Origin of the sequence: Aestuariispira ectoiniformans, assembly GCF_025136295.1 — a bacterium.
GTDB classification, from domain to species: Bacteria; Pseudomonadota; Alphaproteobacteria; order UBA8366; family Aestuariispiraceae; genus Aestuariispira_A; species Aestuariispira_A ectoiniformans.
Window position 1 is genome coordinate 3,659,731 of sequence record NZ_CP062788.1, and the last position, 22,294, is coordinate 3,682,024.

A 22,294-nucleotide genomic window follows, 5' to 3' on the forward strand; every position below is an offset into this window, starting at 1 on the left:
CGTCTGCACTCAAAGCGCGGCGCGAAGCGACGCCTCAATCATACCGCCACACCACGTATCACCATATTCGGCATCGCTCCAGGCACGCAGCCTTTCCTGATCGGGAGAAACGGCAAGCCGGTCGCAAAGACCGGCGATAGCAGGTGCTTTTGCATCAAGCATGGAGCGGAGCGTGGGGAAGCTGGACGTCATCGTATTCCAGAGGGTATAGGCCGCAAAGTCGGCAATCCCCGGCGCATCGGTGCCAAGCAGAAAACCCACCTGCGCCGTCATGCCATGACGGCGGCCGGTTGTCTCGAAGATTTCCATCCATCTCTCCAGGCGTGGTTGAAAGTTGTCCCAGCTTGCCCGGGTCCACATCTGCGCACCGTTGTTGAGAGTCATATCACAGAGCACGTCATTGGCATCGGCCATGACCTTGGCGGTCAGAGCATCCCCCAGCGGGTCGCCTGGAAGCATCCCGTGCTTGCTGCCAAGATAAGTCAGTATGGCAGGCGTCTGCGACAAAGACACGCCGGCCGCATGGTCGATAAGGATCGGCGGCCCCATATGAGGAACAAGCTGATCCTGCGGCGCGAGTGCCCGTTGTGTCGCGATGACGTCACTGCCTGTTTCCTCCCAGCTCACTTCAAGATGCGCCAGGACAGTCCGGATGAACTGTCCACGAAAGGGAAGTGGCCAGTAACACAAGGTATAATCAGCCATACGGGGTATCCTTCCATATGTTAATGGTTGAGGCACACAGTCATCTTCCGTTCCGCGATTCCGGGTGCAGACAAGTCACCAGCCGTTGCAGCGATCCCAGGTATCGGTGACCTCCGCACTGCCATCCACCACATTGTAGCGATCATAGGCCGCCGCCGTCATGCAGGCATGGATCGGCAGAATGCGGACTTTCGCGCCGATAGGCAGAAGGTCATAGGCCCTGTCGTCTTCCACAACCACATGACCATGTTCCTGACTGACCGAAGTCACGCTCAACTCCGGCAAAAGCGTCCCCGTCTCCGCATCGCAGAGGAGGCCATAATGGGCACGGGGAGCGAAATGGTCCGCACTGCGGTCCTTGGACAGAGCCAGCCCGCCTGCATCCAGCAGGATTTTATTTGCCGCCCGGTTATGGCCGATGACGCTGGCCAGCACCGTCAGGGCAATTTCATCTGCCGTACAAACACCACGCGACATCTGATCCACATCGAAAAAGACATAGACGCCTGCGCGCACTTCCGTCACACCGGTCAGGTCGCTTGCGAAAAGGGCTGTCGGCGTGGAACCGACGCTGACCACCGAAATATCGTGGCCTGCCTCACGCAACCGGCTTGCCGCAAGGACCGCCGCGGCCCGTTCCTGTTCTGCAATCTCCGCCACCTGTCCGGCGGTATCAACGCCATAGGAATGACCCGCATGGGTGAGCAGTCCCAACAGTTTTGCCGGAGCCTCAACCGCCCCGGCCACCGCCAACAGGTCCGGCCCGTCGGCCTGCAAACCGGCACGATGATCGCCACAGTCGATCTCGATCAACACTTGCAAAGTGCAATCATGAGCCTTGGAGAAGTCGGAATTTGCGCAAGCCACCGTCCGGTTATCGGTCATGATTTTCAGGTTCACGCCACGATCCATCAATGCCTTGGCACGGGACAGTTTATCTGGCGTGATCCCCACCGCATAGGTGATGTCGGTAGCGCCATGATCGGCGAAATATTCTGCCTCTGCCAGCGTTGACACAGTGATCCCCCGGGCACCGCGCGCCGCGGCCAGTTCCGCAACCTTTGCCGATTTGGCCGTTTTCAGGTGGGGACGCAAGGCCACGCCCTGCCGGTCCACTGCCGCCTGCATCCGGTCCAGATTGGCGATCAACCTTGCCTTGTCAAGAACCAGACAAGGTGTTTGCAGATCAATGATTTTCATTACAGCCTCTCCCATTCGTTCTGCCGATAGTTGCCCCCGGGGAACAGTTCTTTGCAAGGGGTAAATTATGATCACATTTCTCTGGACCCGCCCTGCCCGCTGACTAGACTATCGGCGATCCAGTTTTCCCGATCCACAGGTGTTTTCATGTCCGACCAACCTCTTTCCGGCATTCGCGTTCTCGATCTCAGCCGCATCCTGGCAGGGCCGACCTGTACCCAGCAACTGGGGGATCTGGGTGCCGATGTGATCAAGGTTGAACGGCCGGGCGCGGGCGACGACACCCGTAAATGGGGCCCGCCCTATGTGCAGGACGCGGACGGCAACGACACATCCGAGAGCGCCTATTACCTCTGCGCCAACCGAAACAAGCGCTCCATCGAGGTCAATATGGCGACCGAGGCAGGTCAGACCCTGATCAAGCGGTTGCTGAAGGAATGCGATATTCTGGTGGAGAATTACAAGGTCGGCGGGTTGAAGAAATACGGCCTCGCCTATGAGGACCTGAAAGATGAGTTTCCGGGCCTGATCTATTGTTCCATCACCGGTTTCGGCCAGGACGGCCCCTATGCCAAGCGCGGCGGCTATGACTATCTGGCGCAGGGCATGGGCGGTATCATGAGCGTGACCGGGGAACCGGACGGCCTGCCCATGAAGGTCGGCGTGGCAATTGCCGATGTGATGTGCGGCATGTATGCCACCAACGCGATCCTGGCGGCCCTGCGCCATAAGGACCGTAGTGGCCAGGGCCAGTATATCGACGCCTGTTTGCTGGACACACAGGTGTCCTGGCTGGTCAATCAGGCGACCAACTATCTGGTCTCCGGCAAATCCCCTGAACGACAGGGCAATGAACATCCCAATATCGTTCCCTATCGCACCTTCGAGGTGTCCGACGGTTACATCATCCTGGCGGTCGGCAATGATGGCCAGTTCCGCAAATGGTGCGAATTCTCCGGCGTAGCGGAATTGGCTGACGATGACCTTTTCGCCACCAACCGGGCAAGGGTGGAAAACCGCGTGGCGCTCCACGCGATCATGGAACCGATCCTGAAGGCACGCAGTATGGCGGACTGGCTGACGGGGCTGGAAGAAATCCACGTGCCTTGCGGCCCTGTGAACACCATCGAACAGGTCTTTGACGACCCGCAGGTCAAGCATCGCGGCATGCGGATCGAAATGGATCACCCGCTGGCGGGTGACGGCAAGGTGCCGTTGGTCGCCAACCCGGTCAAATTCTCCGAGACACCAGTACAATATCGCTATGCCCCGCCGACGCTGGGCCAGCATACAGATGAAATCCTGCGCGAGGTCCTTGGCGCGGATGAAGCAGAAATTACAAAGTTGAAATCAGAAAAAGCGACGGCGGAGTAAGAGCGACTTAACCTTCCTCCGCCGCCAGTCGGGAGCGCAGACGCAGGGTGCCGGAGGCAACTGCTGCGCCTGCAACAATCAGGATACAGGCCAGACCCAGGGTCACCGACGCCGGGGCCTGGCCAAAAATCACCAGCAGGATGGTCGAGATTAACGGCGCCAGATAGCTGAGCGCACCGAGGAACTGGATGCGCCCATGTTTGGTGCCGTAATCCCACAGGAAAAAGGATGCGCCCACCGGGCCGATCCCAAGGCCCAAAAGCGCCAGCCAGCCGGTGAAATCAGGCTGTACCCAGCTTTCAAAGATGAAATGGCTGATGAAACCCAAGACCGCCACACCGCCGCAGAACGGCCCGACGATATCGGTCGGCACGGATTTGAACAGGCGGTTGATGACGGAATAGCCGGACCAGATCAGGGCACAACAGCAGGCCGACAGATAACCGAAGACATAGGCCGGATCGACGGAAAGCCCCTGCCCCTTGGTAACCAGCAGCCCTGCCCCGGCGAACCCCATCAGCGCGCCGGCAAGGTGAAAGCCCCGCATACGCTCTCCGGGTAAGAAACCGGAGAAGACCACAATCAGCAGCGGCCAGAGATAGGCGATCAGGCTGGCATCGGCGGCGGGCGCATTCTTCAACGCCATGAAATAGAAGAAATGATAGAAGAACAGCGCGCCTATGCCCAGGGCCCAGACCCGTTTGGGCTGGTGCAGGACCCGCGCCGTCAACCGCCCGCGTGAAAGCGAATAGCCGGTGCCGAAAACGAAGACGATGGCAAAGCTGACGGCCAGCACCTGAAAGGGCGGAATGCCCTTGGTCGCCGTGGTGAACAGCGCCAGCAGCGCCCAAAGCAGCACTGCTGCCACCCCGCAGCCCGTCCCGATCGCCGTTGATTTCTCCACGCCCTGTCTCCCACCAATACTGAAACCGCCATGGGTTTAGCACCGCATGCCCGGGGCCGTCTTGACGAATTCTACGGAAGTTTTGGCAAATTGTCCGGTTTTGGGAGGGTGAGGGTTGTGGTCAAGTGTGCCCCTTCGCCGGAACGAGCGGGTACATTTTGAAATTATATTTAACCGTCATGCGCGGGCTTGACCCGCGTATCCACGTAAAGGAGGTGGGAGCGGAAAAAGCAGCGCGCCTACGGACAGGACAATGCACTCGTGGGTCCCCGTGTCGAGCACGGGGATGACGGATTTTTATGGTTGTGCCGCCTTAAGCCTCCAACCCGAAGGGGTCGTCGATGCTGTGGCTGGGCTGGGTGAACCAGCGCGGGCCGTCTTCGGTCATGTAGAAGTGATCCTCCAGCCGTACGCCGAATTCACCATAGAGGCAGATCATCGGCTCGTTGGAGAAACACATGCCCGGCGCCAGCGGGGTCTTGTCACCGCGCACCAGATAGGGGCCTTCATGCACATCCATGCCGATGCCGTGGCCCGTGCGATGCGGCAGACCCGGTACTTTATAGTCGGGGCCGAGGCCCGCAGCCACGATCACATCGCGCGCGGCCCTGTCCACATTCTCGCATGGGGCGCCCAGCCTGGCCGCCTCGAAACCCGCCGCCTGCGCTGCCTTTTCCAAGGCCCAGATTTCGCGCTGTTTCGCATTGGCCTCGCCAAAGACATAGGACCGCGTGATGTCGGAGTTGTAGCCCTCAACCCGGCAGCCGGTATCGATCAGCACCATATCGCCATGTTCAAGTTCCTGCGGATAGCTGACGCCATGGGGATAGGCGGTCGGCTCCCCGAACAGCACGATGCAGAAGATGCTGCCGTTATCGGCCCCCATCGCCCGATGGGCCTTGTCGATGAACTGCACCACCTCTGTCGTTTTGATGCCGGGATGCAGGATGCGCGCGGCGGCCTTCTGAACCTCCAGCGTGATATCCTTGGCCCGCTGCATCAATGCAATCTCAGCCGCAGACTTGCGCGCCCGGCAGGCCCCGGCAATCGCGGCCCCGTTGACGCAGTCCAGCGCCAACCCCGCTTTGCGCAGCCCGTCGAAGAGGAAGAAGGGGGCCTGTTCGTCCACCGCCAGACGGCCGCTTGTGCCCACCGCTTTGTGGATCTGCTCCACCAACAGGTCAAAGGGGCTTTCATGTTCTTCCCAGCCATGGACCGGCGCGTCGATGGTCATCCCCTCGCGCAGCTTTTCCACCTCAAAGGCCGGGCAGAGATAGAACATCTCGCCCTCTGCCGGGATCACCGCGCCCAGCGTACGTTCGCTCTGATAGAACTTGAGGCCGGTGAAATAGGTGAGCGAGGTGGTCGCATCCAGATAGAGCGCGGCAATGCCCTGTTCGCGCATAAGCTCCCGCGCCTTTTCAATCCGCGCCCGGCGTTCCGCCACAGAGATCGGCTCAACGCCGCCGCGCATGCTTTCCATCCGCGCCAGTTCCGCGTCCATCGTGGAACCACCAACACCGATTGCCATGTCCTTATCCCTCGACCTTATTTTTTGGATACAATATTCAAAGAATGGATTACGGGACTGCACGGGGGAAGTCAACGTCGCGCTCGTTATCGCGCAGGCGGGCAAGGAAAACACAAAGCCCCCGCCTGACCACATGAAGGGTTGGATTTACCTCACCGGCATTTTATTCTGCGCTGAGGCCGCTTCGACGGAATGAAAGAGATAGACGTTGAAACCGACAACAATGATCCATTCGTCTGCATGCCTGGTATTGATCGTGGCTGCCGCGGCCCTGGCGGCAATGGCCTCCCCCGCGGAGGTCTGCGCAGAGACCCTTCAGTTGAGTTATACGGAGGGCAGCACCTATCAGGAAATCGCCACGCCTATTCTCGTCAAGGCTTACAAGCGGCTCGGCCTATCGGTGAAAGCCTTGCCATTGCCCGGCCGCAGAGCCCTGCGAAGCAGCAACCATGGACTGGTCGATGGTGAGATAATCCGCCTGCCGGTCATTGAAAAGGACTATCCCGATCTTATCCGCGTCCCGGTTCCGGTCATCGAAATCAGCAATAATGGCTATGCCCGCACCGCGCTGTCCCCGGTCCGCACGCCCGGAGATCTCGGCCGGCGCAGCGTTGGCATCATCCGCGGCCTGATCGTGTTGGAAAACTTCACGGAGGGCACACGCCGGAAGATGTTCAACAACCAGCCGGAGATGTTTCTGGCCCTTGCAGAAGGCCGGGTGGACCTGATCCTCACCAACCAGTTCGATGCCCTGAAATATGGCGACGAGAGCCTTCAGGCGACGCCGGAGCCGATTCAGAGCAATCAGGCCTATCACTATCTGCACAAGAAACATGCGGATTTGGTTCCCCGGATTGCAGAAGCCCTGACCACGGTTCTGCGCCAGGGCGAACGCGAACGTGTGATTGAACAGTTGGTCAAGCAATGGCGCGCACGGCAGTGACGCGCTGACATCAGGAGGAAATCCGCCATGACCGATAACGCCTATACCATCCGCACGGCGACACCGCAGGACGTGGCGCTGGCCGTGGACTGGGCTGCTGCGGAGGGCTGGAACCCGGGCCTCAGCGACGCGGCCTGTTATGGCGGGATCGACGCGGGCGGCTTTCTCGTCGGCGAATTGGATGGCGAGGTCATCGCGACCATTTCCGCCATACGCTATGGCAAGGAATTCGGCTTTATCGGCTTTTACATCGTGCGGCCCGACAAGCGCGGCCATGGCTATGGCTGGCAGTTGTGGCAGGCCGGGATGGACCAGTTGAAGGGCCGCGTCATCGGCCTGGACGGCGTGGTGGCACAGCAGGATAACTACCGCAAATCCGGCTTTGAACTGGCCTATCGCAATATCCGTTACGAGGGCCACGGCGGCGACGCCTGCCCGGAATGCCCGTCGGACTTTGACCGGAATATCCGCCCGCTCGCCGATATTCCCTTTGACGAGCTCGCCGCCTTTGACCGCCCCTTCTTCCCCGAGGCCCGGCCCGATTTCCTGCGCGCCTGGATTGCCCAGCCGGAGGCCACCGCCCGCGCGCTGGTCCGCGACGGCAGGCTTGCCGGTTACGGCGTCTGCCGCCCCTGCCGGGAGGGATACAAGATCGGCCCGCTTTATGCCGAGGACGCCAAGGGCGCGGAAAGCCTGTTTGCCGCCCTGACCGCCACCGTCCCGACGGGCGCGCCCTACTACCTCGACACCCCGGAAACCAACCCCGCCGCCGTCTCGCTTGCCAAACGCCACGGCATGACCCTCTCCTTCGAGACCGCCCGCATGTATGCGGGACAGGCCCCGGACCTGCCGCTGGACCGGTTGTTCGGCGTCACGTCTTTTGAGGTGGGGTAAGCGCCGTCCTCACCAAACAGCCAAAACCAGCGTTTTCCCCCTCCCTATGGAAAGAGTTTCACCATGAGCCGTATCAGAATCAGGCAGGTCGATATCGCGCTGCCCAACGCGCATCTCGACGGCGCAAACTGGGCCGATACTTTTGAGGCAATCACCCCCGAAAGCAGGTTAAACGCCACGCAAGCCGTGGACAGAATGTTTGGCTCAAGGCCGCCCGCATGGATTCGTCTTTTGAACGGCACGCGAAACAGGATTGTCAGCCTGATTGGCCTGAAAACCGGGCAGATTTCTGTTGATAGCGGGCAGGTCGGCTCCTTTCCGGTCATCAGCCGGTCGGATGACGCCGTGGTTGTGGGGTTTGACGACTGGCATCTCAACTTCAGGGTTGTTGTCGAAACGCGCCCTGAAGGGAATGACACGGCAGTCGCCCTGTCCACCCTCGTCAACCGCCGCCACTGGTTCGGCTATCTCTATATTTTTGCGATAACCCCATTCCATAAACTGATCGTTCGGCGCTTGTTGTCGAACCTGGCCTGAGTTTTTCCGGTCCTGCCGCCAGTTCCCCCTCTCCCAAGCCTGGGAGAGGGTCGGGGTGAGGGTTGTGGCCTGATAATCCCTGCCCCTCCCCAACTCATCCGCTCATCCCGGCGAAGGCCGGGACCTCAAACTGTAAACTCAGGCATTCATGAAACCCGCCTCAAGATTCCGGCCTTCGCCGGAATGAGCGGGTAAAATATTGAAACCATTCAATAAACCCGTCATGCGTGGGATCCACCCGCGTATCAGCGGAGCCGTTGTTCTGTCTGGAGAAACTCAGGCACTCCGCCCAAGACAGCCCAAGCATAAGGACGACATTAGAGAGGTGCACTTGCCAAACAAACCGTCATGACCGGACTCGCTACCGGATTTACTTCTTGGGCCCTACTTCTTTTGTGGTGGCGCAAGTTTAGGTTCAACACTTAGGTCAACCGGCGACATCGCCTTCGCCCAAAGCTTGATACTCTGGGCAACAATAAATCATGAACTTACGAGTATATCCCCGATATTTCTCAATAGCCATGTCCGTTGATACCATTTTGATACGTCTATTTTCTTCAATTACGTCAAACTGCTCAGCGCTATCAATTAGATGCTGTATCTTCTTGGATACGTTTCCCATAGCCTGCTCCACTAACATGAGACAAGCGGATCGAAATACCTCTTCTGAACACGAGGCACTTTCAAGGTCATTTACATTAAGAACGATTTTTAGCCTCTGAACGACGTCTTCATCACCGTCTAAGTAATATGCCAAATTATCGGCGAACGGGGGCTTAGACAAATCAACTAGGCTCGTTTCCGCAGACCAAAACTCACCAGCTAAACTATAATAGTCGGACGGCACTAGACCTACTTCAGTCAAGTACTCATTGGCCCAAAATGGACTCCACCCTTCAGATGAACAAACTTTTGGAGGGTATCGTTCTTTTGACCATATACCCTGAACGTCAGAAAAAATTGCATGTGCACCAGCGCGCGTTCGAATCTTTTCTCTACGAAGCGCTTTTTCGACACGTCTCAATAGATCAGCATTGATGCCAAATCTTCTAAAGATTTCTCTCTTAACAAATGGCCGAATACTCTCATCACATCCAAACAAATTCAAATGTACGTATATTCTTTCATAGGTCAAAAAAACACTGAATAAGTAAACGAAAGGCAAGTACAAAATAGATAAAATTATTGGCAAACAGAAGTCTTTTAGAATATAAAATCCATCTATATTTTCATAATTTTCCAATACATGAGTGACGCTGTTCACAATAGCAGAAACCAAGAAAGATATTATTATAAATTCAGAAGTATATTCCAGAATTTTGCAATCATCCCTTTTTGAAAATTCTTTCGCAATAACAAAAAACACTAAAACTGGATAAATGAAAATTTCCACCAAAAGAGGAAAAGCATACAACTCCGCAACATAAATCACAAAGACACTTGCACCGATAGTGCCTTTTATACTTGATACTAGAAAATCATGTTCATTTTTTGATTTATTTACGTTAAATAGCGTTACTAGAGCAAAAGTAAAAATCCAAACAAAAGTCTCCTTTAAATCTTTTTCTGACCACAGATTCAGGTCAGACAACAATCTAATACAGACAAATACCCACCCTCCTGCAACAAAAAATACAGATAATATCCTCCAATTCATGAGTGATCGGAATACAGGCCGAAAAGCGCTCCGAATATCGGGGTATTTGCCAAGAAGGAATATAGAAAGACAAAAAATCCAAAGCAGAATTGCTATCTCTCTATTACTGAGATCAAGGGAAATCATAGGAATTTTTATTCGACTCAGATTTTGTGACCGACATAATTAGAGGTAATGTTAGATTTCTCGAATACAATATCGTCCTACCGATTTCTGGATAGGCGCCAATACTCAAAATATAGTCAACATAGTAAATACCATTCTAACGGCCTTCACCCCCGCAACGCCCTACTCAAAGCACTCTGATCACTAAACCCCGTGCGATAGGCAATCTCCGCACGCGATAGCGTTGTGGTTTCGATCAGGCGTTTCGCGGCGTTCACCCTGATCTGGCGGAGGGTGGCGTGGGCGGTCTGGCCGGTGACGGTTCGGAACAGTTCGTGAAAGCGGCTGGTGCTCAGGTTCACATGGGCGGCGATGTCGGGGATGGTGAGTTTCGCCGGATAATGCTGTTCCATATAGGCGATGGCCGCCTGGATGCGCTGTGCCGCGCGGTCGGGGCGGCCCGTGCGGGTGGGGTTGGTCTCGTCCCGCCCTTCTGCGACCGTTGCCAGGAACAGGCCGACGAAATGCCGGGCGAGGCTGTCCTCGCGGGTGTCGGTAGCCAGGAAATAGGGTTCCATCGTGCGGCAGAGCTGCCAGACATGGGGGTGGAGCTGCCAATAGGGGTCCCGTTCCGCCCGGTCCCAGAGCGGGGCGATCATATCGCTCCCGTCGCGGGCCAGATCGCCGCAGTCCAGCACCAGAAAACGGTTGTCGTCATCGCTGGCAAAGCTGTGGTCATAGCCCTGCGCGATCAGAGCCAGCCTGCCGTTTTCCACCTGCCCTGCCTGCCCGCCGATGGACATATCCAGCACACCCTGCCAGGGCACGACCACCTGATGATGATCATGGGCATGGTTGCGGGCTTCCGACCCGTAGGTCTTCAAACTGGCGCGGGCCAGGGCATTCATTAGAGGGCCTCCGTTTCTGTCAGCCTACTATAGCGTAAATCGCGGCGGGGAAAATGTCGCTTTCGCACCGCGCGCGTCCAAAACGCAACAAAGCATGCCGTTTTCGCCTTCTCAAGCAGGCAGGCTTGGGGTTAGCCTTCGCCTCTGGGAGTAAACAATCATAAAGTCGGTCCGGCATGACCCAATACAATCTGTTCAACGTGATCCGCGGGGCCTTCACCCGGCAGACCCATTGGGAACGCGCCTGGCGCGACCCGGAACCCAAAAAGCATTACGACGTGGTCATTGTCGGCGGCGGCGGGCATGGGCTGGCGACCGCCTTCTACCTCGCCAAGAACCACGGCATCACCAATGTGGCAGTGCTGGAAAGGGGCTATCTGGGCGGCGGCAATGTGGGGCGGAACACGGTGACGGTGCGGTCCAACTATCTGTTGGAGGGCAACCACCATTTCTATGAACATTCGCTGAAACTCTGGGAGGGGTTGAGCCGGGAGCTGAACTATAACGTCATGTTCTCCCAGCGCGGGGTGTTGAACCTGGCGCATTCCGATGCCCAGATGGATGCTTTCGCCCGGCGCGGCAACGCCATGCGGCTGGCCGGGATCGATTCCGACCTCCTGTCCCGCGAAGAGGTCATGAAATTCTGCCCCGACCTGGATTACAGCGACGAGACGCGCTTTCCGATCTATGGCGGGCTGTTGCAGCCGCGCGCAGGCACGGCGCGCCATGACGCGGTCGCCTGGGGCTATGCCCGCGGGGCCGACATGCGCGGGGTGGATATCATACAGGGCTGTGAGGTCACCGGCTTCGAGAAGACCGGCAACCGGATCACCGGGGTGAAGACGACGCGCGGCACCATTGGCGCGGGCCAGGTCGCCAACTGCACCGCCGGTCACACCACCCAGATCGCCGCCATGGCGGGCTTGCGCGTGCCGATCGAAAGCCATCTGCTGCAGGCCTTTGTGTCGGAACCGGTGAAGCCGCATCTGGACACCGTCGTCACCTTCGGCGCGGGGCATTTCTACATGAACCAGTCGGACAAGGGCGGCATGGTCTTCGGCGGCGACCTGGACGGCTATAACAGCTTTGCCCAGCGCGGCAATATGCCGGTGGTGGAACATGTGGTGGCCTGTGCGCTGACCGTCATGCCCAATCTGGGCCGCCTGCGCCTGTTGCGCCATTGGGGCGGCATCATGGATATGACCATGGACGGCAGTCCGATCATCGGCAAGACGCCAGTGGATAATTTCTACATCAACGGCGGCTGGTGCTATGGCGGGTTCAAGGCGATCCCGGCGGGCGGCTGGGTCATGGCCGACACTATCGCCCATGACCGCCCCCACAAACTGGCGGAGGCCTTTGCTCTGGACCGGTTCGAGCGCGGCGCGTTGCTGGACGAGGGCGGCAAAGGCCCCGTTCCGAATTTGCATTAGGAGGGATAGACCATGTTCCGAATCAACTGCCCTCACTGCGGCCACTGCGACGTCACCGAATTTGCCTATGGCCCCAATGCAACCCTGCAGCGCCCGGAAGAAAGCGCCGACCCGCGCGACTGGTACGACTATGTCTATAACCGGCCCAACCCCAAGGGACCCAATGACGAGTTCTGGCATCACGTCCATGGCTGCCGCCAGTGGATCAAGGTGCGGCGCGACACGGTGACCCATGAAATCCTCAGCACCGCCACAGCAACTGGCGAGTTGGAGGGCGGCCAATGACGCAACAGCCCTTCCGCACCGCCAGCGGCGGCCTGATCGACCGCGACCACAGCCTGCATTTCACCTTCGACGGCAAAAGCTATCGCGGGCATCCGGGCGATACCCTGGCCTCCGCCCTGCTCGCCAACGGGGAGCGCCTGATCGCGCGCAGCTTCAAATATCACCGCCCGCGCGGTATCTATTCCGCCGGTGTCGAGGAACCCAACGCGCTGATCACGCTGCGGTCCGGTGGACGGGCGGAACCCAACACCCGCGCCACGATGGCAGAGCTTTATGACGGGCTGGAAGCCAACAGCCAGAACCGCTGGCCGTCGCTGGACTGGGACGTCAATGCCTTCAACAGCCTGATCGCCCCCTTCATCCCGGCGGGTTTCTACTACAAGACCTTCATGGGCCCCTTCCTGGACAAGAAGGGCTGGTGGAACCGTTACGAGCATTTCATCCGCCGCGCGGCGGGCATGGGCACGGCCACGAAAGAGGCCGACCCGGACAAATATGACAAGCGGCATGCTCATTGTGACATCCTTGTTGTCGGGGGTGGTCCGGCGGGCCTGTCGGCAGCCCTGACGGCGGCAGAGGCAGGGGCAAGGGTGATCCTGGCCGACGAGATGCCGTCCCTTGGCGGCCGCCTGCGCCGCGAACGCTATGAGATCAGCGGCAAGCCCGGCATGGACTGGGTTTCCAAGATCATCGAGGCTTTGGAAACGCACGAAAATGTGCAAATCCTCACCCGTACGACGGCATTCGGCTACTACGACCATAACTGCCTGTCGCTGGTGGAGCGGGTCAGCGATCATTACGCCGTGCCGCCCGCCTTTCTGCCGCGCCAGCGTCACTGGCAGGTCCGCGCCAAACAGGTGATCCTGGCAGCCGGTGCGATCGAACAGCCGCTGGTCTTCGGCAATAACGACCTGCCGGGCGTCATGCTGGCCGGGGCTGCACGGGCCTATGTGAATGAATATGGCGTGCTGCCGGGCCGACAGGCGGTGATCGTCACCACCAATGACGACGCCTATCGCACAGCCCTCGACCTGAAAGCGGCGGGGGCGGAGATCGAGGCCATCGTGGACCAGCGCCATCAGGGCGGCGGGCCGCTGATGGAAGAGGCACGTGCGCAGAATATTCCGGTCCTGCTGGGCCATGCGGCGATCCGGGCAATCGGCAACAAGACCGGTGTGAAGGCGGTCGAGGTGGTCGGCATCAGCCGCGATGCCGGTCAACGCCTGCGGCTGGAGGCCGATGTGGTCTGTGTCTCCGGCGGTTGGGCCCCGGTGGTGCATCTGCACAGCCAGTCCGGCGGCAAACCCGCCTGGGACGAAGACCGGCAATGCTTCCGCCCCGGCCCGTCCAAACAGGCGGAACGTTCCATCGGTTCCGCCAATGGGGACTTCGGCCTGCATGACGCGCTCAACGACGGCATGATTGCCGCCCGTGCAGTGCTGAAAGACCTGGGCCATGCCCTCACCCGCAAGAAAGCCGCGCCGAAGACATCCGACATGGAACAGCTCGCCGGTCAGCCGCTGGCCGATCAGCAGATGGCGGGACGCGGGAAATGCTTCATCGACCTGCAGGATGATGTCAGCACCGATGATGTGGCGCTTGCCCATCGTGAGGGCTTTGTCTCGGTGGAACATCTGAAACGCTATACCACGCTGGGCATGGGCACCGATCAGGGCAAGACCTCCAACATGCAGGGCATGGCGGCGATGGCGGGCCTGCGCGGGCAGAGCATCCCGGCCACCGGCACCACCACCTTCCGCCCGCCCTACACCCCGGTTGCCATCGGTGTCTTCGGCGGACGTGAGATTGGCGCGCATTACACGCCCCTGCGCCGCACGCCAATTGATGCGCGCCATGACGAAATGGGCTGCGTATGGATCGACGCCGGGGTCTGGCGGCGGCCGCGTTACTATCCAAAACCGGGTGAAAGCATGGCGGCGGCCACCGACCGCGAGGTCAACGCCACCCGCAACTCGGTGGGCATCTGCGACGTCAGCACACTGGGCAAGATCGATATCCAGGGGCCGGATGCCGCGGAGTTCCTCAACCGGGTTTATTCCAACGGCTTTGCCAAGCTGCCCGTGGGCAAGGCGCGCTATGGGCTGATGCTGCGTGAGGATGGCTTGCTGGAAGACGACGGCACAACCTCCCGCCTGTCGGAAAACCATTTCCTGCTGACCACCACGACGGCCAATGCGGGCAAGATCATGGTGAAGCTGGAGTTTTACCTGCAGGCCGTCTGGCCGGAGCTGCGCGTCCATGTGACAAGTGTCACCGACCAATGGGCGGGCATCGCCATTGCCGGACCCAACGCCCGCAAGGTGCTGCAAAAGATCACCGACCGGGAACTGACCAACGAGGCCTTCCCCTTCATGGCAGCGGGCGAGGCCAAAATCGGCGGGGTCGAAGGCCGCATCTTCCGGATCAGTTTCTCCGGCGAGTTGGGCTATGAGATCAACGTGCCTGCCGACTATGGTATCCAGGCCTGGGATGCGCTGCTGGAGGCCGGCAAGGAATTCGACATCACGCCTTACGGTATGGAAGCATTGGGCACCATGCGGATCGAAAAGGGCCATATCACGGGGGCGGAAATGAACGGCCAGACCACCGCCACCGACCTGGGGCTGGGCGGCATGCAGTCTTCCAAGAAACGCTATATCGGAGATGTGCTGAAAGACCGCCCGGCGCTGTTGGAGGAAAACCGCCAACAGATGGTGGGCTTTGTGCCCGCCGACGGCAAAACCATGCTGCGCGCGGGCAGCCAGATCATTACCCGCAACGATATGACGCCGCCGGTGAGGAGCATCGGCCATATTACCGCCGTCGCCTATAGCCCGACTTTGGAGAAACCTGTTGCACTGGGCATGATCGAAGGGGGCATGAAACGCGAGGGCGAGACGGTCTATATGGCCTTCCCCCTGCGCGACGAGATCGCGGCCATGACCGTGATCTCCCCCCATATGGTCGATCCGAAAGGAGAACGCCTCCATGACTGATACGCAAACACGGGTCTCGGCGCTTGCCGGTCATATGAACTCCGGACGCCGTGGCTATGCCGACAATGACCGCGGCCCGCTGACGGCGAAGGAAATCAGCGGCCTGACCATGGTGGAAATCGCCGCCTGGGACGGCGATGGCGCAGCCATCGTGAAAGCGATTCAGGATAAACTGGGCCTTGCCCTGCCGGCCAATGCGCATGGGACAACCTCCACAGGCGCAACAACGGCCCTCTGGCTCGGCCCGAACCGCTGGCTGGTTGTCTCATCCGAAGATTGCCGTGCGCAACTCAAGGAAGCAATTGGGGCTAATGCCGCAGTGATCGACCAAAGCCACAGCCGATCGGTCGTGGAGATATCAGGGGCTTCTGTCACCGCGCTTCTGTCAAAGGGATGCAGCCTGGATTTCCACCAGTCCGCCTTTCCCGTTGGCACATGCAAGGCAACCCATTTCGCCCATCTTTCCATCCTTATCCAACGGTTGGACAAGACGGTCTTTCGCCTCTATCTGCCGCGCAGTTTCGCCGCCAGCGGATGGGAATGGCTGATGGATGCCGCAAGCGAATATTCACTGACGGTAGAGTAACCACTTTTATTTTCCCCTTGTACCGCCATACAACCTCAAGACAGCATGGGTACGAGAGGAAAATGCAATGGTGGTACAGCCGGATTATCTGGTCGATTTGGAGGAAATTACCGACCTTTCACCTGCCCTTCAGCAGGCCCATGACTACTGGGACGGGCTGCGCGGAACGCGGGCCTTTCCGTCCCGTGACGATATCGACCCGCTCGACATCCCGAAACTGTTGCCCAAGGTGGAACTGATCGATGTGCTGCCGCCGACGGCAGACGGCATTCCCGATTTTCGCTATCGCCTGATCGGAACCGGAGTCGATGACATTTCCACGCAATTCTATGGCGGACGCAAGGTCAGCGACATTCCTCATCAACGTGCGCCCAGCAAGCTCCACAGCATGCTGGCGCTTGTTCTGATCCGCAAGGCCCCTGTCACCGCGCGCCTTCCCTATATCGGTGACGACAAGGAGATAGAGGCTGTCGACAACTTTGTCGCCCCGCTGGGCCGCGACAACGAGACGATCGACATGCTGTTGAGTATCGTTGACCCCATTCGCCGCAGACGTGGTCCATCTCAACAATAGAATCACTCCAAACGGATATTCGCTGCCAGGAAATCAATTACTGCCCGGACCCGCCTCGGCAACGGCCCGCCTTGGCCCACATAAACCACATGGATGGGGTCCCGGTCTCCTGGATTAAAATCCCCCAACACCTCAACAAGGCGCCCTGCGTGAAGGTCTTCATCAACAAGAAAGCGGGACAGGCGCACAATCCCCGCCCCGGCCAGAGCCAAACGACGCGCACTTTCACCGTCGCTAACCTTGACTGCGCCCGATACGCCATAGCGGGAAACCGTCTCGTCCTGCAAAAAGGGCCAGCCCGGCTGCTGTCGACTGAAATTGAAACCGATCAGGCGATGGCGATCCAGGTCGGACGGATTTTCCGGCAGTCCGAAGTAATCCACATAGGAAGGTGCCGCGACCACCGCCAACGCACTTTCCCCCAATTTGCGGGCAATCAACCCGGATTCCTTTAACGGGCCGACACGGACCGCAAGGTCTGCACCTTCATCGAACAGGTCTACCACCGTGTCACTTAGCGAAATATCCAGCGTGATCGCCGGATGACATTCCAGGAAACGTGGCACCAGCGGTAACAGGAATTTCTGACCAAAGGGAAGATTGGCATTGATACGGACCGGACCGCGCGGCTCGGTGCTGCGGGAGACCTCCTGTTCCGCTTCCTCCATATCGATCAGGATAGCCAGACTGCGGTGATAGAACTGCTCTCCCTCCACAGTCAGTTGCAGCTTGCGCGTGGATCGGCTGAGCAATCGAACACCCAATCGTTCCTCAAGTCGGGCAATGAGTTTGCTGACCGCCGAAGGGGTCATGCCAAACAAACGGGCCGCAGAGGAAAAGCCGCCTGTCTCCACCACTTTGGTGAAGACCTCCATCTCGCCTGACCTGTTATGTTCGAGTTTCGCCATATGATGAGTTCAACTCATATCTGTTAGTAATTATATCCTACTAGTCCAGAAAGAATTTTATGTCCATATCCGGCAGAACAATGGAAAACAGCCAGATCAAGGAGACTGACATGGACTATCGGCATTTGGGCCATTCGGGACTAAAGGTACCGGCATTGAGCCTGGGCACCGGGACTTTTGGCGGCCAGGGGCCACTTTTCGGGGCCTGGGGAACAACAGATGCAAAAGAGGCCAGAAAGCTTGTCGATATCTGCCTGGAAGCCGGGCTGACCATGTTTGACAGTGCCGATGTCTATTCCGATGGCGCCTCTGAAGAGGTCCTGGGAACGGCGATCGAAGGCCGCCGCGATGAGGTTATCCTGTCCACCAAGGTCGGGCTTGCCATGTCGGAGACACCGGATGACTTTGGTGCGTCCCGAGGCCGCCTCGCCCGCGCTGTCGAAGGGTCGCTGAAGCGTCTGGGTACGGACTATATAGACCTGCTTCAATTACACGGCTTCGATGGCCACACCCCGATTGAGGAAACCCTCTACTCCCTGGATCAGCTTATCCGAAGCGGCAAGGTTCGTTATATCGGCGCGTCCAACTTCGCCGGATGGCAATTGATGAAATCCCTGGGCATATCCGATCGCGACGGCTACCCGCGTTATGTGGCCCATCAGGTCTATTATTCACTGGCCGGGCGGGATTACGAATGGGAACTGATGCCGCTGGCGCAGGACCAGGGCGTCGGTGCCATGGTCTGGAGTCCACTGGGATGGGGTCGACTGACAGGCAAGATCAGGCGGGGGCAGCCCCTGCCGGAAGGAAGCCGACTGCATCAGACCTCCGAATTCGGGCCGCCAGTCCCGGATGAATGCTTATATGATATCGTGGATATACTGGATGAAATCGCCCGGGAAACCGGAAAGTCGATCCCACAGATTGCTATCAACTGGTTGTTACAGCGGCCAACAGTCTCATCGGTGATCATCGGGGCCCGGAATGAAACCCAGCTGCGCGACAACCTGGGGGCTGTCGGATGGGCCCTGGAAGCCGATCAGATCGCGCGCCTGGACAAGGTCAGCAAACGTACCCCGCCTTATCCCTACTACCCCTATTACAACCTGGATGGCTTCACGCAATTGAACCCGCCCGCAGTCTAGGCTGTCGAAAAGGTGGCCCGGCACATACACAAACGGGCCACCACCGACGGCAGGTTTATTTTCCCGGTCGTTCCACCGGCTGGATATCCGAACCGGCTTCTTTCCAGGCGGAAAAGCCGCCCTCGATATGGGCCACGGGCGCCAACCCCATATCCTGCATGGCCTTGGTTGCAAGGGCAGAGCGCCAGCCCATGGCACAGAAGAAGACGTATTTCTTGCCGCTGGAGAATTCCGGCTTGTGATAGGGGCTTTCCGGGTCCACCCAGAATTCCAGCATCCCGCGCGGCGCATGAAGCGCGCCGGGAATGGTGCCGTCACGCCACAATTCACGGACGTCTCGGATATCGACAATCTGCACATTCGGATCATCCACCAGAGCCTGCACATCCCCGACGGACAGGGCCTCAATCTCCGATTCCGCTTGGGCGACCATATCCTTGACTGACTTCTTCACCATAATTCTCCCTGTTCTTTTACTTTCAGCGGCTCATCTGTTCGGCCATCTTCTTTGTAATGCGCGCCTGCCGCTGGCGAATTTCCGATGGCCATGTGCTCTTGATATAGGCAAGCACAGCCAGAATTTCATCATCAGCCAATTTGTCCTCAAAGGCAGGCATATTGCTGACAAAATCCTTCGGCGCGTTGAACTTACCGCCAAATTTGGTCACCGCAAACAGTATCTGGTCCGGATGATGCCAGGTATGGCCGGTCTCGTCATGGGGCGGTGCGGGCAGACCGCCTTCGGGCAATGGCTGACGCCAGTTGGGCTCACCTTTCAGGTCCGCCCCGTGGCAACTGGCACAGTTGGCCGCATAAAGCTGTTTTCCCTGCGCGACCAACTCGGCATTCGAGGCATCTGCATAGAGGTCCGGCGATATGCCGCTGCTACTCTGGTTTGCATAATAATAGGCGCCGCCGCCGACAATCGCCGCCGCCCCAACAGCCATCACAATCGCGCTGGTCGATTTCAATCCCTGGGCCCTCCCTGTCCTGCCAGGTCCTCCAGGATCGGGCAATGCGGCCGGTCGTCCCCATGGCATTTCCGAACCAAGGTTTGCAGCGTATCCTTCATCGCCTCCAATTCGGCGATCTTCTGGGTGATTTCGTCCACATGCTTTTGGGCGAAGGCCTTTACGTCGGCGCTCGCGCGGTTTCTGTCCTGATACAAGGACAGCAACTCCCGGCATTGCTTCACTGAAAAGCCCAGACCGCGCGCGCGATGCAGGAAGGCCAACAGATGCACATCGTCTTCGCTATAGTCGCGATACCCCGATTCCCGCCGATCCGCAGGGGCAACCAGCCCGATATCCTCATAATAGCGAATGGTCTTTGCTGACATGCCCGAAATCCGGGCTGCATCCCCGATATTCATTTCAATGCCTCCGCTTTCCAACCGCGTAACAGCAGGGAATTACTCAAAACGAGAACACTGCTGAAGGCCATGGCCCCGCCCGCAATCATCGGGTTCAGCAACCCGAAGGCCGCCAAGGGGATGCCGGTGACGTTGAAAATAAAGGCCCAGAAAAGATTCTGCCGGATTTTCCAGACCGTCTTGCGGGAAAGTTCCACCACCGCCGGGATCAGCGAGAGGTCGGACCGCATCAGGGTCACACCAGCGGTTTCAAGCGCCACGTCCGTGCCACTGCCCATGGCGATCCCAACGTCCGCGCTGGCAAGTGCGGGGGCATCATTGATGCCATCCCCCACCATCGCAATGACGCCGCTTTCCGCACGCAATGCATTCACCCGTTCCGCCTTTTCTTCCGGCAGAACGCCGCCATAGCTTCTGTCGAGGTCAAGTTCGTCCGCCAGCTTACCGACCACGGCAGGGGCATCACCGGACAGGACAACTGTTTTCAACGCCCTTGCCTTCAGGGATGCAACAACAGTCCCGGCCTCTGCACGCGGCCGGTCCTGCAACAGGACCACCGCCGCCAGAACGCCATCGACCGCAACATAGGCACTGGTATAGCCCGGATCAGTCCGCGGCGCGCGATCCAGCGAAATTCCGTTCGTTTCCATCATCGCAGCATTGCCGACCGCCACACGATGACCATCAACCTCGCCGGACAGACCGAACCCAGCCTTCACCTCAACCCCCTGTGCCATTGGAAGGCTGATCCCCTTCCCGGACGCATAGGTCACGAAAGCCTGCGCCAGGGGGTGATCGCTACCGGCCTGAACGGCTGCTGCCAGGCGAAGCGTCTCCGATGCCTCACCGGAGACCGGCTGCAGATCGACCACCTGAGGGCGGCCTTCCGTCAGCGTTCCCGTCTTGTCAAAGACAACAGTTTTGAGGTTGAAGGCCGTTTCCAATGCCTCAACATTCCTGAACAGGATACCGGACCGGGCCGCAGCCCCCATGCCCGCCACGATTGCCGTCGGCGTCGCCAGCCCCAGGGCACAGGGGCATGCAATAACCAGAACGGCAACAGCCGCCGTCATGGCCGCCTCCGCACCATATCCCAGTGCAAGCCAGGCAACGAAGGTAACGATAGCAATCACAAGAACCGACGGCACAAAGACCGCGCTGACCCGATCGACCAGCGCCTGCACCGGGGCCTTGCCTGCCTGGGCGTTTTCAACCACCTGGACGATCTTGCCCAGGCGGCTGTCTTCCGCCACTGCCGTCACTTTCAGGGTCAATGCCCCCAGGCCGTTCACCGTGCCGGTAAAGATCATATCGCCAACGCCATGCGCCACCGGCATGCTTTCCCCGGTCAGCATGGATTCGTCTACGTCGCTGCTGCCTTCAATTATTTCTCCGTCCACGGGCACCCGGCTACCGGGACGAACCAGAACCGTATCGTCCTCGCGGACCATGGCCAGCGGCAGCTTCTTATAGGCCCCGTCACGCATGACCATGGCGGTTTCCGGGCGAAGGTTCATCAGGGCGCGCACTGCCGCGCCTGTCTTGCGTTTGGCACGCGCCTCCAACACCCGCCCGGCCAGGATCAGGGTCACAATCACGGCGGCGGATTCGAAGTAAAGGTGCCCCTCACCGATACCAAAGACCAAGACCGCCAGACTGTAGAAATAGGCCGCGGACGTTCCCAGGGCGACCAACGAGTCCATCGTACCGCTGCGATGCTTCAGGGCAGACCAGGCGCCGCGATAGAACCGCCACCCGGCGACAAACTGAACCGGCGTCGCCAGGACAAGTTCCCACCAGGGGCTGAAGGTAACCGAAGCCCCGGCGAGAGAGGCCACCATCTTGCCCACAAGAGGCAGGGTCAGCAACACGGCCATCCCCAGGATTACAAGCGTGCGTGTTTCAGCACGCAGTGCCTGTTTTTCCTCCGGACGTTCTGCCCGCGAAAAGGGTGTGGCCTCAAACCCGGCATCACCGACCGCTGCAATCACCGCGCTGATATCCGGCCCCTTGTCGTCAACAGCAACGGTTGCCCGTTCCAGGGCAAAGTTCACCATCGCGTCTGCCACGCCGGCCTGGGATTTCAGATGCCGCTCAAGACGACTGGCACAACCTGCACAGGACATGCCGGACACGGAAACCGCGACAGTCGCCGGGGCATCCTGCCCCGGACCCATGGTCGTTGGCGAAAGGGAACTTGTCATTGCGAACCTCACCGAATTGCAAAAGTTCACTAT

The 22,294-nt window shown here is 58.9% G+C and carries 21 protein-coding genes; 10 read left to right on the top strand and 11 right to left on the bottom strand.

All coding sequences use genetic code 11. From position 1 onward, the window contains the following. Positions 1-9: 9 nt before the first annotated feature. Together gst and IF205_RS17280 are read right to left on the bottom strand one after the other, a co-directional pair. Entirely contained in the window at positions 10-705 is a 696-nt protein-coding gene (gene gst / locus IF205_RS17275) for a glutathione transferase, Atu5508 family (protein ID WP_259780594.1), read from the bottom strand. Between the two features lie 75 nt (positions 706-780). Further along, complete coding sequence (locus IF205_RS17280) at positions 781-1,905, bottom strand: alanine racemase (protein WP_259780595.1); 1,125 nt, start codon at positions 1,903-1,905, stop codon at positions 781-783. 147 nt (positions 1,906-2,052) lie between these two features. Here IF205_RS17280 and IF205_RS17285 point away from each other — a divergent pair, with 147 nt between their 5' ends. Then, on the top strand, positions 2,053-3,279 hold the full coding sequence (locus IF205_RS17285; protein WP_259780596.1) for a CaiB/BaiF CoA transferase family protein: 1,227 nt from the start codon (positions 2,053-2,055) through the stop codon (positions 3,277-3,279). Between the two features lie 7 nt (positions 3,280-3,286). Here IF205_RS17285 and yddG read toward each other — a convergent pair whose 3' ends face one another. Next, positions 3,287-4,183, bottom strand: coding sequence for an aromatic amino acid exporter YddG (yddG, locus tag IF205_RS17290; RefSeq protein ID WP_259780597.1), 897 nt, complete (start codon positions 4,181-4,183; stop codon positions 3,287-3,289). Between the two features lie 313 nt (positions 4,184-4,496). Continuing rightward, the gene (locus IF205_RS17295; protein ID WP_259780598.1) at positions 4,497-5,714 is read right to left on the bottom strand and encodes a M24 family metallopeptidase; all 1,218 of its coding nucleotides are present in this window, start codon (positions 5,712-5,714) and stop codon (positions 4,497-4,499) included. A gap of 208 nt (positions 5,715-5,922) precedes the next feature. On the opposite strand from IF205_RS17295, the gene IF205_RS17300 reads away from it, so the two are divergent. The 3 genes from IF205_RS17300 to IF205_RS17310 all read left to right on the top strand — a co-directional run bounded on the left by IF205_RS17300 (position 5,923) and on the right by IF205_RS17310 (position 8,088). Continuing rightward, the gene (locus IF205_RS17300) at positions 5,923-6,657 is read left to right on the top strand and encodes a substrate-binding periplasmic protein (protein ID WP_259780599.1); all 735 of its coding nucleotides are present in this window, start codon (positions 5,923-5,925) and stop codon (positions 6,655-6,657) included. Positions 6,658-6,684: 27 nt separating this feature from the next. Further along, positions 6,685-7,551: a GNAT family N-acetyltransferase gene (locus tag IF205_RS17305; protein ID WP_259780600.1), complete on the top strand. Its 867-nt coding sequence runs from the start codon at positions 6,685-6,687 to the stop codon at positions 7,549-7,551. 63 nt (positions 7,552-7,614) lie between these two features. Beyond that, the gene (locus IF205_RS17310) at positions 7,615-8,088 is read left to right on the top strand and encodes a DUF2867 domain-containing protein (RefSeq protein ID WP_259780601.1); all 474 of its coding nucleotides are present in this window, start codon (positions 7,615-7,617) and stop codon (positions 8,086-8,088) included. 427 nt (positions 8,089-8,515) lie between these two features. Here the strand turns inward: IF205_RS17310 and IF205_RS17315 are convergent, their stop codons facing one another. Next, positions 8,516-9,679, bottom strand: a complete 1,164-nt coding sequence (locus IF205_RS17315) for a hypothetical protein (protein WP_259780602.1) — start codon at positions 9,677-9,679, stop codon at positions 8,516-8,518. 338 nt (positions 9,680-10,017) lie between these two features. Beyond that, positions 10,018-10,758 (bottom strand): AraC family transcriptional regulator, encoded by a 741-nt coding sequence (locus IF205_RS17320; RefSeq protein WP_259780603.1) that lies wholly within the window; start codon positions 10,756-10,758, stop codon positions 10,018-10,020. 176 nt (positions 10,759-10,934) lie between these two features. On the opposite strand from IF205_RS17320, the gene IF205_RS17325 reads away from it, so the two are divergent. The 5 genes from IF205_RS17325 to IF205_RS17345 all read left to right on the top strand — a co-directional run bounded on the left by IF205_RS17325 (position 10,935) and on the right by IF205_RS17345 (position 16,632). Continuing rightward, the gene (locus IF205_RS17325; protein ID WP_259780604.1) at positions 10,935-12,191 is read left to right on the top strand and encodes a sarcosine oxidase subunit beta family protein; all 1,257 of its coding nucleotides are present in this window, start codon (positions 10,935-10,937) and stop codon (positions 12,189-12,191) included. A gap of 12 nt (positions 12,192-12,203) precedes the next feature. After that, entirely contained in the window at positions 12,204-12,476 is a 273-nt protein-coding gene (locus IF205_RS17330) for a sarcosine oxidase subunit delta (RefSeq protein WP_259780605.1), read from the top strand. Next, a complete protein-coding gene (locus IF205_RS17335) occupies positions 12,473-15,472 on the top strand; it encodes a sarcosine oxidase subunit alpha family protein (protein WP_259780606.1) in 3,000 nt (999 codons plus the stop codon). Before IF205_RS17330 ends, IF205_RS17335 begins: the two co-directional genes overlap by 4 nt. Next, positions 15,465-16,058 (top strand): sarcosine oxidase subunit gamma, encoded by a 594-nt coding sequence (locus IF205_RS17340; protein WP_259780607.1) that lies wholly within the window; start codon positions 15,465-15,467, stop codon positions 16,056-16,058. The genes IF205_RS17335 and IF205_RS17340 overlap by 8 nt, the downstream gene beginning before the upstream one ends. Before the next feature lie 67 nt (positions 16,059-16,125). Then, on the top strand, positions 16,126-16,632 hold the full coding sequence (locus tag IF205_RS17345) for a PAS domain-containing protein (RefSeq protein ID WP_259780608.1): 507 nt from the start codon (positions 16,126-16,128) through the stop codon (positions 16,630-16,632). 2 nt (positions 16,633-16,634) lie between these two features. On the opposite strand, the gene IF205_RS17350 is transcribed toward IF205_RS17345, so the two are convergent. Next, positions 16,635-17,540 carry a LysR family transcriptional regulator gene (locus tag IF205_RS17350; RefSeq protein ID WP_259780609.1) on the bottom strand — a complete coding sequence of 302 codons (906 nt, stop codon included), beginning with the start codon at positions 17,538-17,540 and terminating at the stop codon, positions 16,635-16,637. Positions 17,541-17,650: 110 nt separating this feature from the next. On the opposite strand from IF205_RS17350, the gene IF205_RS17355 reads away from it, so the two are divergent. Further along, positions 17,651-18,685 carry an aldo/keto reductase gene (locus tag IF205_RS17355; RefSeq protein WP_259780610.1) on the top strand — a complete coding sequence of 345 codons (1,035 nt, stop codon included), beginning with the start codon at positions 17,651-17,653 and terminating at the stop codon, positions 18,683-18,685. A gap of 55 nt (positions 18,686-18,740) precedes the next feature. Here IF205_RS17355 and IF205_RS17360 read toward each other — a convergent pair whose 3' ends face one another. Genes IF205_RS17360 through IF205_RS17375 form a run of 4 tightly spaced genes read right to left on the bottom strand, consistent with a single transcriptional unit; the run spans position 18,741 to position 22,261 of the window. Further along, complete coding sequence (locus IF205_RS17360) at positions 18,741-19,142, bottom strand: rhodanese-like domain-containing protein (protein WP_311195705.1); 402 nt, start codon at positions 19,140-19,142, stop codon at positions 18,741-18,743. Positions 19,143-19,164: 22 nt separating this feature from the next. After that, positions 19,165-19,656 (bottom strand): c-type cytochrome, encoded by a 492-nt coding sequence (locus tag IF205_RS17365; protein WP_259780611.1) that lies wholly within the window; start codon positions 19,654-19,656, stop codon positions 19,165-19,167. Then, positions 19,653-20,057 carry a Cu(I)-responsive transcriptional regulator gene (gene cueR / locus IF205_RS17370; RefSeq protein WP_259780612.1) on the bottom strand — a complete coding sequence of 135 codons (405 nt, stop codon included), beginning with the start codon at positions 20,055-20,057 and terminating at the stop codon, positions 19,653-19,655. Before cueR ends, IF205_RS17365 begins: the two co-directional genes overlap by 4 nt. After that, entirely contained in the window at positions 20,054-22,261 is a 2,208-nt protein-coding gene (locus tag IF205_RS17375) for a heavy metal translocating P-type ATPase (RefSeq protein ID WP_259780613.1), read from the bottom strand. The genes cueR and IF205_RS17375 overlap by 4 nt, the downstream gene beginning before the upstream one ends. Positions 22,262-22,294: the final 33 nt, after the last annotated feature.

What these genes read in the sequence shown, in the direction of transcription:
- IF205_RS17355 (WP_259780610.1), top strand. Translation starts at nt 17,651, where the DNA reads ATGGACTATCGGCATTTGGGCCATTCGGGACTAAAGGTACCGGCATTG.
- IF205_RS17320 (WP_259780603.1), bottom strand. Translation starts at nt 10,758, where the DNA reads ATGAATGCCCTGGCCCGCGCCAGTTTGAAGACCTACGGGTCGGAAGCC.
- IF205_RS17360 (WP_311195705.1), bottom strand. Translation starts at nt 19,142, where the DNA reads ATGGTGAAGAAGTCAGTCAAGGATATGGTCGCCCAAGCGGAATCGGAG.
- IF205_RS17295 (WP_259780598.1), bottom strand. Translation starts at nt 5,714, where the DNA reads ATGGCAATCGGTGTTGGTGGTTCCACGATGGACGCGGAACTGGCGCGG.
- IF205_RS17305 (WP_259780600.1), top strand. Translation starts at nt 6,685, where the DNA reads ATGACCGATAACGCCTATACCATCCGCACGGCGACACCGCAGGACGTG.
- IF205_RS17340 (WP_259780607.1), top strand. Translation starts at nt 15,465, where the DNA reads ATGACTGATACGCAAACACGGGTCTCGGCGCTTGCCGGTCATATGAAC.
- IF205_RS17285 (WP_259780596.1), top strand. Translation starts at nt 2,053, where the DNA reads ATGTCCGACCAACCTCTTTCCGGCATTCGCGTTCTCGATCTCAGCCGC.
- IF205_RS17325 (WP_259780604.1), top strand. Translation starts at nt 10,935, where the DNA reads ATGACCCAATACAATCTGTTCAACGTGATCCGCGGGGCCTTCACCCGG.
- IF205_RS17335 (WP_259780606.1), top strand. Translation starts at nt 12,473, where the DNA reads ATGACGCAACAGCCCTTCCGCACCGCCAGCGGCGGCCTGATCGACCGC.
- IF205_RS17280 (WP_259780595.1), bottom strand. Translation starts at nt 1,905, where the DNA reads ATGAAAATCATTGATCTGCAAACACCTTGTCTGGTTCTTGACAAGGCA.
- gst (WP_259780594.1), bottom strand. Translation starts at nt 705, where the DNA reads ATGGCTGATTATACCTTGTGTTACTGGCCACTTCCCTTTCGTGGACAG.
- cueR (WP_259780612.1), bottom strand. Translation starts at nt 20,057, where the DNA reads ATGAATATCGGGGATGCAGCCCGGATTTCGGGCATGTCAGCAAAGACC.
- IF205_RS17330 (WP_259780605.1), top strand. Translation starts at nt 12,204, where the DNA reads ATGTTCCGAATCAACTGCCCTCACTGCGGCCACTGCGACGTCACCGAA.
- IF205_RS17350 (WP_259780609.1), bottom strand. Translation starts at nt 17,540, where the DNA reads ATGGCGAAACTCGAACATAACAGGTCAGGCGAGATGGAGGTCTTCACC.
- IF205_RS17345 (WP_259780608.1), top strand. Translation starts at nt 16,126, where the DNA reads ATGGTGGTACAGCCGGATTATCTGGTCGATTTGGAGGAAATTACCGAC.
- IF205_RS17310 (WP_259780601.1), top strand. Translation starts at nt 7,615, where the DNA reads ATGAGCCGTATCAGAATCAGGCAGGTCGATATCGCGCTGCCCAACGCG.
- IF205_RS17375 (WP_259780613.1), bottom strand. Translation starts at nt 22,261, where the DNA reads ATGACAAGTTCCCTTTCGCCAACGACCATGGGTCCGGGGCAGGATGCC.